The sequence below is a fragment of the Stenotrophomonas sp. 21LCFQ19 genome, from assembly GCF_056861425.1.
On the sequence record NZ_JBSPUF010000008.1, the window covers coordinates 220459 to 231348 of the forward strand.

Here is a 10890-nt window from a genome sequence, read left to right on the forward strand (position 1 = left end):
GCGGAGTGAAACGGTTAAAAAGGCGGTTGAAGCGCAATGCCGTTCATTTAGACGGGCCGGCCAAGCAGACAGTCAGATAACCGCCGCACCCCGGCATCAGCGTAGCCCGGGTAAGCGCAGCGCACCCGGGGCCGTCCGCGAGCAACCTGAAACACCAAGAGACCCCAACCTCCCGGGTGCGCTGCGCTTACCCGGGCTACACAATGGCCTGACGCAGCCAATAAATTTCAAGCAGCACAGCCCGCGAGCAGAACAGGCAAGCGCGACCGGATCTCAGTGAATATTCGGCCCTTCAATCCCGCCCTCCAGCCAAGCCTCAACCTGCGGCAACAACGCCACAACCGAAGCTGCCAACTGGTCGTACTGGCTTTGCTCGCTGCCGAAGGCCTTGAACGAAAATCCGCGAAAGTCCTTGTGCTGTTCTGTATCGATCAAGCGCCTTCTAAGCAACGGATCGGTCTCGAACACCCGCTTCGGCACCTCTCCCGAGTCAGGGTCAACCCAACTCGCCGGAACGCGACTGAACTCCAGGATGAAGCTGCCGCCATACGTCCAGTATTGGATAGACAGGAAGTCGCGGTAAGCGTCACTGGCGCGAACGAAGTTCGCTACGCCGCCACCGCCGAACCCAAGCCGACGGATCTCTGGCAGCAAGATCTTCTTTATTGAAATGGTCATCAGCTGGCCGGGAGTCTTTACGAGCTCGTATCCCAGAATGAAGTGAGGTGCCATCAGACCTAAACACCGGAGCCTCCGCTAGCAAAAAACCTGGCTCTGACCCGTGTTCTCTCATACCTTTTTGCAACACGCATAGATCCGCCAAGCAATATAGATAAGCAAGAAGCTCATCGGAGCAGGGCGCGCCTGCGCCCTGCCCTCGCCCAGACTAATAAGCGTTTCGAGCTACGGTGCGTAAGGAGCGAACGCACGAGTAATGATCGCGCGAACGCTCTCGGGAACCTCATCCCAACTCTCCCCCCATTGACTGCAGTGCTTAAACGCCTTGAAAGGCTTCTCCGCACTCGGTGGCGCATAGCCCAACACATCCTCTATGCAGTCTTCAACTTGAAGCACTCGTTCCGGATTGCCCACCGCCGCTGCGATCAACGGATTGAACTTCTCAGCACCTTCCACCCCTCCATCCCTATCGTGGATGACGAAGTAGTCAACCTTCAGTGCGTTCAAATATCGGCAGAGACCGATTATGGACGCCTTTCCTCGGGCTTTTATTACTTCAGTCGAGGAGACAAGCGTATGCCTCCTGCTCGCATCCAAACGTCTTATTGCCTCTTTGAGAACAACTTCCTCAGTATCACCCTCGACAACGACTACTCGCCGAGTGAAAAATATCCTAGAAACGTGATCGTCCAACTTGAGGAGCATCTTTACGTGATCTTTATCATCCGCCTCAAGCTTCCTGTACTCATCCGTCACTGAGAATGCATACGAGAGTGCGCTCTGGTTAGAACAATAAAGGCGATTGAGAATTTGGCGAGGCTTCCGTGAAAGATCGATCAAGTACGGCGAATGCGTCGTCGCAACGATCTGAGTCCGATCAGTAGAAAGATCGTAGATTAAATCCCTCATTTGATTGGCTGCGCTCGGGTGCAAATAGATTTCCGGCTCTTCAAAAGCAATTATCAAAGAACGCTGCTCGGCACCATCACGCTGACGAAGCCACCTTTGGCGATAGCGAAGTAAACCAAAAACGGCTGCACGAACCATGCCCGTACCCTGGTGAGCGCTCCCGGTTCGGATATTGCTTGACATCTCAATGGCGAAGGTTGGTTTCAGCGTCTCAGGAGACGACAAATTCACGCTTGCGTGGAGCTGAGCATCCGCAAAAACTCCACCCAACACATGATTGAGTTCGCCCATCATTTTTCCAAACTCGGACGTCTTATTCTCAGGATCCAGTTCCTTCGCCAGTAGGTCTAGACATCGTTGAGCTTCTGCATAATTGACGGATTGGGCCCGCACATCCGAGAAGAGCTCCAGCAAAGTGCTTATCAAGGGGCCGCTTTGCTTATCGATCTCACTAGCGGATGCTTCTGCTGGAATAAGCAGTAGACTGGGGAGTTTAGACAACACAACCGGACCGATACCCCCTGGATTGCGATCCCATATCTCTTCTTCGGAAATGTCCCACAGATCGTCGAGCTGCACTAGATCGGACGAGCTGAACTTCCCTTCCGCCGGAAACACCTCCTCGACCTGTTCAGCATTTGCACCAGCATCAACCAAGTCTTTTCTAGTTTTTGCTTTTGAAAACTCAGCCTTAAGCGTTCTCGCTCTTGACTTTATCTCAATAACAACAGGCTTACCCAGCGGGAACGTCTTCCGATAAAATATTGACTTTCCGGTTTCCCCGCCATCCAACGGATCATAGTCGAATATCCTCCCCCGGAACCCACGCCATTCCGCAGCTTCCTTCGGGACATCTCGAATTTCGGCTTCCAAGATCACTTCTTGAGAAAGGACGACCTTTCCACCGGCCTCGTCAGTTTCACTATAGAAGCACGCCTCATCCAGATTTTTCTTATCACTTAGTAGGCATTGCAGCGCCTGAAGCACTGAACTCTTACCCGCATTGTTGGGACCGATAAGAAATGTGGCGTCTCCAAACCGGAGGGTGACATCCTTAAGCCGCTTATAGCCGTTGATCTTTAAGCTCGCAATCTTCACCACTTTCCCCCTTCGTGCATCCATGATCGAAGGACCGCCTTCAATGGCGCCCCTGATAAAGTGACTTCCGTCACGATCGCGATCATTTCACACGAAGAGCCCAGAGGGAATTGGCGACAAGGCTGATCGCAAAACCCTACTGATTCAGTCGAACACCAGCGCCACGAAAAAGCGCGCTCCAGCTTGTTTTGCCAACCTTTTAGTTTGCGTCCGACATACCGCCCGAAATGCGCAATCAATGGAAACCGAGAAGTTGGTGCCGCGCCACAGATGTGGTTGCAACCCAACGACGTCACAGCATCTTGCGGGTCCATACCAACATGCACACTGCACCGGCTAGAACCGAAAAAATGCAGCCAACAAAAAAGCCTCTGTTTCCAGAGGCTTCTTTATCTTGGTGGGCGGTACAGGGATCGAACCTGTGACCCTTGCCGTGTGAAGGCAATGCTCTACCGCTGAGCTAACCGCCCGTGTTGCGAGCCGCTCATTATAGGGAGCTGAGCGAGCACGTCAACATCTTTCTTCACACGATTTCACATCGTCTGCGTGGGCTTGTCCGAGCTGGAAGTGCCGGCCAGCAGGGTCTCGATCTTGTTGCGGATGGCCTCGCCGTCGGCGCCGTCGGCGAGCTGCACGCCGATGCCGGCCTGGCGGTTGCCCTGCGCGCCCAGCGGGGTGACCCAGACCACTTTGCCGGCTACCGGCAGGCGCTCGCTGGAGTCCGGCAGGGTCAGCAGCAGGAACACCTCGTCGCCGAGGAAGTAGCGCTTGGGCGTGGGCACGAAGACGCCACCGTTCTTCACGAACGGCATGTAGGCGCCGTACAGCGCTGCCTTGTCCTTTACCGCCAGCGAAAGGATGCCCTGGCGGGCGTTCGTCGCACTCATCGATTTGTCCCCTTGGATTGCACTTGGTTGGCCGCGCCCCATGCCAGCAGCAGCTCCACCACCGCCAGGTCGGCACGGATGGTGGTGCGCAGCAGGTCGCGGGTGCGATTGGCGGCATCAAACCAGGCGGCCAGCTTGTTCAATCGGGCCGGATCGGTCAAGCCGTCGGCCGCTTTCTTCAACGCCAGGTCGGCGGCATGGCGCAGGCGCAGGTCGGCGTTGTCGTCGCCGGTCCAGCGCTGGGCCAGCTCGACGCTGCCCAGCTTGCCGGCCAGCAGCTGATCCAGCTCGCTGGCAACCTGCCGGCGCAGGGCCATGCCCTCGCCCTGCAGCCACTGATCGGCCAATGCCGGGTGACCGCGGGTGGCATCCAGTGCTTCACGCGCCACGCCCTCGGTATAGCCGCGCGACTGCAGCCAGGCCATCGCTTCATCACGCGGTGGCATGCGGAATTCCAGCCGTTGGCAGCGGCTGCGGATGGTCTGCGGCAGCCGCGCCGGGTCGGCGCTGAGCAGCCACAGGTAGCGACCGGGCGACGGCTCTTCCAGTGTTTTCAGCAAGGCGTTGCAGGCGGAACGGTTGATGGCGTCGGCCGGATCAACAATAACCACCTGCGCCACGCCGTAATGCGGGGTCAGCGCCAGCTTCTGCGAGATCTCACGGACCTGATCGATAACGATCTCGGTGCGCAGTTTGTCGCCGGTCTTGTTGGGGATGAAGCTGGTGAACTGCAGGTCGGGATGGGTGCCGGCGGCGATTAACTGCGCGTTGCGCTGGCGTGCCGCAGCGTTCTCCCCGTGGTTGAGCACATGCGCGGCCAGCCGCATCGCCACCGCGCGCTTGCCCATGCCGGCCGGGCCACACAGCAACAAGCCGTGGCCGAGCCGGCCCACGTCCAGTGCAGCCACGGTCTGGTCATAGACGCGCTGCTGCCAAGGGGCCAGTGCTTCGCTCATCGGGACATCCTGTAGATCATTCGGGTCATGCCGCTCATTGCGCCGCCGCCTCGCTGCGCTTCGCACGCAGCCGCTTCAAATACTCGGCCACGGCGCTGTTGTGATCGGTGTAGGAGGCGGAGAACACATGCGCACCACTACCATCACCGACCGCGACGAAATACAGCGCATCGCCCGGCGCCGGCTTGGCGGCGGCATGCAGCGCGTCGCGGCCCGGCATGGCGATCGGCGTCGGCGTGAGGCCGGCGCGGGTATAGGTGTTGTACGGCGTGTCGGTGGTCAGGTGCACCTTGCGGATATTGCCGTCGTAGGCGCTGCCGATGCCATAGATCACGGTCGGGTCGGTCTGCAGGCGCATGCCCATCTTCAGGCGGCGCGCGAACACACCGGCAATCTGCGGGCGCTCACTGGCCAGGCCGGTTTCCTTCTCGATGATGGAGGCCAGGATCAGCAGCTCGTAGGGCGACTTCAGCGGCAGGTCGTCGCTGCGCTCGGCCCAGGCGGCGGCCAGCTCCTTCTCCATCGCCGCGTGGGCGCGCTTGAGCACGTCCACGTCGCTGTCGCCGCGCTGGTAGATGTAGGTTTCCGGCAGGAAGCGGCCTTCCGGGTGCTGGTCGGCAAAACCAACCTTGGCCATCAGCTCGGCGTCAGACAGGTCGGTGGTTTCGTGCTGCAGCGGCTGTGCACGCGCCAGGGCGGCACGCAGCTGGCGAATGTTCCAGCCTTCGACGATGGTGACGCGGTATTGCAGGACCTTGCCCTGGCGCATGTTCAACAGCAGCTGGCGCGGCGTCAGTGTCGGGTCGAGGGCGTATTCGCCGATCTTCAGCTTGCCGGCAGCGTCGAGCTGGCGGGCCAGCAGCTGCCATTGCAGGTCGTCGCCTTCGTCGACGCCGGCCGCGCGCAGCTTGCGCAGCACGCTGTTGAGCGAATCACCGGAGGCGATGCTGACGCTCTGCTCGGACGGGGTCAGCGGCGCGTCGGCAAAGTTGCCCTGCCGCTGCCACAACCAGGCCGCACCTGCGCCTGCCAAGGCGACCAGCAGCAACAACACCGCCAGCACCAACAGACATCCGCGCTTGGCACCCGCCATGGTCACCCCGTCTTTAAATAGTGGATGCGCAGGATACCGCGCTGGCGGCAACGCCAGCCAAAACGGCGTTCATCATTGTGGATCGAGCGCACGCAACAGCCCGCGCGCCTTGGCCCGGGTTTCGTCCAATTCCTTGTCGGCTACCGAATCCACCACGATGCCGGCGCCGGTGCGGAAGCTGGCGATGCTGCCCTGCACTTCCGCGGTGCGGATCAGGATGTTCAGGTCCATGTCGCCATCGCGGTTCAGCCAGCCGAAGGCGCCGGTATAGGCACCGCGGGCGGTCTGTTCCAGCTCGGCGATGATCTCCATGCAGCGCACCTTGGGGCAGCCGGTGATGGTGCCGCCGGGGAACGTGGCGGCGATCACTTCGCCCGGGGTCACGTCCGGGCGCAGGCGCGCGCGCACGTTGCTGACGATGTGGTGCACGTGGGCATAGCTCTCCACGATCATCAGCTCATCGACCTCAACGCTGCCGGGCGCGGCGATGCGGCCCAGGTCGTTACGCTCCAGGTCGATCAGCATCACGTGCTCGGCGCGCTCCTTGGGATGGCCGACCAGCTCCTGGATGCGGGCGGCATCGTCGTCGCCTGCAAAGCGCGGGCGGGTGCCGGCGATCGGGCGGGTCTGCACCACATCGCCGCTGACCGAGACCAGCCGTTCCGGCGAGGAGCTAACCACGGCGCGGCCGGCGGCCGTGAACAGGCCAGCGAAGGGTGCGGGATTGGCCGTGCGCAGGCGCGCGTACAGCGCTTCGGGTGCGAGTTGCGCGTCGAACTGGGCCTGCCAGCGACGCGACAGGTTTACCTGGAAGACGTCGCCAGCATGCAGGTAGTCGATGACCTTGTGCACGCCATCGGTGAAGCGCTCACCTGCGTCTTCATTGATGGCGCTGGGGCCGTTCCACTGCGGCAAGGGCGGCAGCTGTGCGGCTTCGTTCTGATCGTGCTGGAGCTGGCTGAGCAGATCGGCTGCGTCGTCTTCGGCGATGGCGATGCAGCGGCCGCTGTCGCGCTCGCGCAGTACCGCTGCCGGGCAGCGCAGTGCGATCGCGGTTGGCAGGCCGTCAGTGCGCTGTGGCAGCTGCAGGATCGGTTCGACTTGCTGTGCGAGTTCGTAATCGAGCAGCAGGGCCCAGCCGCCACGGAACGGGATGTCCGCTTCCATCGGGTTGCGGGCTTGGCGCAGGGATTGCCAGTCGCGATCGAGTGCGGAAAGGAAGTCGCCTTCGACTGCGCTGCCGTCTTCGCGTTGCAGGCTGCCGTCGGGGTTGAGCAGGAGTTGGCTGCCGTTGGCGATCAGCAGCATGTCCCACTGGCCGAGCTTACCGGCGGCGGTGGATTCCAGCAGGACCGGATAGCGATGCGGTGCGAGCCGATGCAGCGCCAGCAGGTCGGTGTCGGCGTGCAGGGGGAGGATGTGCATCGTGGGCCCGAAGAAGTCAGGGAGGAGCGCGCCCTTCTCCCGCCGGGAGAAGGTGCCCCGAAGGGGCGGATGAGGGTGCGGGTGGCTGGCGATGTTTGACTGCCAAGAGCCGGCGCCCAATCGGCCGGTCACCGTTGTTGCTTCGGCCTTACCCTCACCCCAACCCCTCTCCCGAGGGGAGAGGGGCTTTGAGCCTTTAAATCCGCTTGAACACCAGCGTGCCGTTGGTACCGCCGAAGCCGAAGCCGTTCGACATCACCACGTCCACATCGGCCTTGCGGGCCACGTTCGGCACGTAGTCCAGGTCGCAGCCTTCGCTCGGGTTTTCCAGGTTGATCGTCGGCGGGATGATGCCGGTGTTCAGCGCCATCACCGAGAAGATCGCTTCCACGCCGCCCGCTGCACCCAGCAGGTGGCCGGTCATCGACTTGGTCGAGCTGACCAGCATCTTGTAGGCGTGCTCGCCGAATGCGGTCTTCATCGCCATGGTCTCGCCCAGGTCGCCCAGCGGCGTGGAGGTGCCGTGTGCGTTTAGGTAGCCCACCTGCTCCGGGGTGACGCCGGCGTCCTTCATGGCTGCGACCATGCAGCGGGCGGCACCTTCGCCGTTCTCGCTCGGTGCGGTCATGTGGTACGCGTCGGAGCTTGCGCCGAAGCCGGCCAGCTCGCAGTAGATCTTGGCGCCGCGCGCCTTGGCGTGCTCGTACTCTTCCAGGATCAGGATGCCGGCACCGTCGCCCAGCACGAAACCGTCACGGCCCTGGTCCCACGGACGCGAGGCCTTGGTCGGGTCGTCGTTGCGGGTGGACATGGCCTTCATCGCGCAGAAGCCACCCAGTGCGGTCGGCGAGGAGCCACGCTCGGCGCCACCGGCAACCATCACGTCGGCATCGCCGTACTGGATCATGCGCATCGCCGTACCGATGGAATGGTTGGACGTGGCGCAGGCGGAAACGGCCGAGAACGACGGGCCCTTCAGCCCGGCGATGATGCTCAGCTGGCCCGGCAACATGTTGATGATGGTCTTGGGCACGTAGAACGGCGAGATCTTCTTGCCTTCGTGGAACTCGATGGTCTGCTCTTCGATGCCGAGCAGGCCGCCGATACCGGCACCGACGATGGCGCCGATGCGCTCAGCGTTGGCCTCGGTGATTTCCAGGCCGGAGTCGTGCAGCGCCATGAAGGCGGCACCCAGGCCGTAATGGATGAACGGGTCCATCTTCTTGGCATCCTTGCCACTGACCCGATACTTGCCGAACAAGGGGTTGTCGGCGGTGATGTCGAAATCCTTGACCTCACCTGCAATTTTGGTGGTGAAACGTTCCAGATAGTTATCTGCAACATTCGTCAGCGGGCCGATGCCCGAACGGCCGTTGATGATGCCTTCCCAGCTGCTGGCCAGATCATTGCCCAGCGGCGACACCATGCCCATGCCGGTAACAACTACGCGACGACTCATTGCGGATTCTCCTGGCCCCGCACGCGGGGAGATTCAAGCTTAAAAGCACGGGGCCGCATCAGCGGCCCCATGGGTTTGCAACGCGGCAGACAGGCTTGCCGACCGCGCCTTGTCAGACCTGGATCAGGCCTTGACGTGTGCCTTGACGTAGTCGATGGCAGCCTGGACGGTGCCGATCTTCTCAGCTTCCTCGTCCGGGATTTCGCACTCGAACTCTTCTTCCAGCGCCATCACCAGCTCGACGGTGTCCAGCGAGTCTGCGCCCAGGTCATCGACGAACGATGCGCTGGTGGTGACTTCTTCTTCCTTGACGCCAAGCTGCTCAACAACAATCTTCTTGACGCGTTCTTCGATGGTGCTCATTAGGATATCGCTCCAGATGGAGTAGTGGTTCAAAAGACGCCAGCCCCCAGGGCTGGCCGTGGGATAGTGTAGTGGAAACCGTAGCGGCGGTGTTTCTGAACAAAAAAGCCGCGACAATCAACCACTTGGGTGCATTCCCTGCACACCACGCTTACGGCATGTACAAACCGCCGTTCACGTGAAGGGTTTCGCCGGTGATGTAACTGGCCGACGGACCGGCCAGGAACGCCACCGCCTTGGCGATGTCTGCGGGCTCGCCGAGGCGGCCCAGCGCGACCTGGCCGAGCATCGCCGACTTGGCGTCCTCGGGCAGATCTTTGGTCATGTCCGTGTCGATGAAGCCCGGTGCGACCACGTTGACGGTCACGCCGCGGCTGCCGATTTCCTTGGCCAGCGACTTGGAGAAGGCAATGATGCCAGCCTTGGCGGCGGCATAGTTGGCCTGGCCGGCATTGCCGGTGACGCCGATGACCGAAGCGATGTTGATGATGCGGCCCTTGCGCGCCTTCATCATGCCGCGCATCACCGCCTTGGAGGTGCGGTAAACGCTGGTCAGGTTGGTGTCGAGGATGGCCTGCCAGTCCTCGTCCTTCATGCGCATCAGCAAGTTGTCGCGGGTGATGCCGGCGTTGTTGACCAGGATGGTGATGGCGCCGAATTCCTTGCTCACCGCGTCGATCAGCGCATCCACCGCGCCCGGCTCGGTCACGTTCAGTGCGCGGCCGTGGCCACCAACTGCGGCCAGACGCGTACCGATGGCGGCGGCGCCGTTGTCGGTGGTGGCGGTGCCGATGACGGTCGCGCCCAGCGCGGCCAGTTCGTCGGCAATGGCGGCACCGATACCGCGGCTTGCGCCGGTTACCAGCGCGATTTCACCCTGCAATGGCTTGCTCATATCTGTTCCTTGTATGCATGGCACCGCGCACGCGCAGCGCCCATCATGACCATGCGCAGGCTACGCCCGCGCGACGATCGCTTGCTCAGTTGGCCCACTCTTCCAGCGCACCGGCAAAGTCTGCCGGGGTGGCGAGCGAACGGCCTTCGATGTTCTTGTCGATGCGCTTGACCAGACCGGTCAGCACCTTGCCCGGGCCGCATTCGGCCACGCGGCTGACACCACGTGCGGCGAGCGCCTGCACGCAACCGGTCCACTGCACCGGCTGGTACAGCTGCTGCACCAGCGCCTGACGGATGGCGTCCACGCCGTCATGCACCTGCGCGTCGACGTTCTGCACGACCGGCAAGGCCGGCAGCTGCCACGCCAGGCCGTTCATCACGGCTTCCAGACGATTGGCGGCTTCGCGCATCAGCGGCGTGTGCGACGGCACGCTGACGGCCAGCTTCACCGCCTTGCGCACGCCCTTCTCGGCCAACAGCGCCAAAGCACGGTCGACTGCGGCAGCGTCGCCGCCGATCACGATCTGGCCGGGCGAATTGAAATTGGCCGGCACCACCACCTGGCTGCCAGCAGCCTCGGCGCAGACGTCCAGCACCAGCGCATCTTCGGCGCCGAGTACGGCGGCCATCGCGCCAACACCGGTCGGGGCGGCGTCCTGCATCAGCTGGCCACGCAGGCGCACCAGATGTGCGCCGTCGTGCAGCGTCAGCGCGCCAGCGGCGACCAATGCGGTGTACTCGCCAAGGCTGTGACCAGCCAGAACCGCCGGCTGTGCGCCGCCCTGTGCATTCCACAGGCGCCATACCGCGATGCTGGCGGCCAGTAGCGCCGGCTGGGTGAATTCGGTGCGATTGAGCTGCTCTTCCGGGCCGCCCTGCGACAGCGCCCACAGATCGACGCCCGCGCCCTCGGAGGCCTCGGCAAAGGTTTCACGGATCTGCGGATGCAATTCAGCCAGTTCGGCCAACATCCCAATGGATTGCGAGCCCTGGCCGGGGAATACGAAAGCGAGTCGGGAGTCAGTCACGCGGTCTTCTGCTGCTTCAATCGAAGGCCAGAATAATAAGCGCGAAAGCGCCCGCCCGTCTGTACTGGCGCGTATGCAGCAGCACGACCCTGTAGTG

At 62.1% G+C, this 10890-nt stretch carries 10 protein-coding genes and 1 tRNA gene; all 11 read right to left on the reverse strand.

Features of this window, described 5'->3' with window-relative positions; translation table 11 throughout:
- Nucleotides 1-273: 273 nt before the first annotated feature.
- Nucleotides 274-732 (reverse strand): hypothetical protein, encoded by a 459-nt coding sequence (locus AC13FW_RS11160; RefSeq protein WP_482989088.1) that lies wholly within the window; start codon nt 730-732, stop codon nt 274-276.
- A gap of 171 nt (nt 733-903) precedes the next feature.
- Entirely contained in the window at nt 904-2688 is a 1785-nt protein-coding gene (locus tag AC13FW_RS11165; RefSeq protein WP_482989089.1) for an ATP-dependent nuclease, read from the reverse strand.
- A gap of 392 nt (nt 2689-3080) precedes the next feature.
- Nucleotides 3081-3155, reverse strand: a tRNA-Val gene (locus AC13FW_RS11170).
- 63 nt (nt 3156-3218) lie between these two features.
- A complete protein-coding gene (locus AC13FW_RS11175; RefSeq protein ID WP_282268537.1) occupies nt 3219-3572 on the reverse strand; it encodes a PilZ domain-containing protein in 354 nt (117 codons plus the stop codon).
- Entirely contained in the window at nt 3569-4528 is a 960-nt protein-coding gene (locus AC13FW_RS11180) for a DNA polymerase III subunit delta' (RefSeq protein ID WP_482989090.1), read from the reverse strand. The genes AC13FW_RS11175 and AC13FW_RS11180 overlap by 4 nt, the downstream gene beginning before the upstream one ends.
- A 34-nt stretch (nt 4529-4562) precedes the next feature.
- On the reverse strand, nt 4563-5621 hold the full coding sequence (gene mltG, locus AC13FW_RS11185) for an endolytic transglycosylase MltG (protein ID WP_482989091.1): 1059 nt from the start codon (nt 5619-5621) through the stop codon (nt 4563-4565).
- Nucleotides 5622-5693: 72 nt separating this feature from the next.
- Nucleotides 5694-7046 (reverse strand): aminodeoxychorismate synthase component I, encoded by a 1353-nt coding sequence (locus tag AC13FW_RS11190; protein ID WP_482989092.1) that lies wholly within the window; start codon nt 7044-7046, stop codon nt 5694-5696.
- A gap of 196 nt (nt 7047-7242) precedes the next feature.
- Complete coding sequence (gene fabF / locus AC13FW_RS11195) at nt 7243-8505, reverse strand: beta-ketoacyl-ACP synthase II (protein WP_482989093.1); 1263 nt, start codon at nt 8503-8505, stop codon at nt 7243-7245.
- A 123-nt stretch (nt 8506-8628) separates the two neighbouring features.
- A complete protein-coding gene (gene acpP, locus AC13FW_RS11200; protein ID WP_054659808.1) occupies nt 8629-8868 on the reverse strand; it encodes an acyl carrier protein in 240 nt (79 codons plus the stop codon).
- A gap of 151 nt (nt 8869-9019) precedes the next feature.
- A complete protein-coding gene (gene fabG / locus AC13FW_RS11205; protein WP_296253912.1) occupies nt 9020-9763 on the reverse strand; it encodes a 3-oxoacyl-ACP reductase FabG in 744 nt (247 codons plus the stop codon).
- Between the two features lie 85 nt (nt 9764-9848).
- Nucleotides 9849-10793: an ACP S-malonyltransferase gene (gene fabD, locus AC13FW_RS11210; RefSeq protein ID WP_482989094.1), complete on the reverse strand. Its 945-nt coding sequence runs from the start codon at nt 10791-10793 to the stop codon at nt 9849-9851.
- Nucleotides 10794-10890 lie beyond the last annotated feature (97 nt).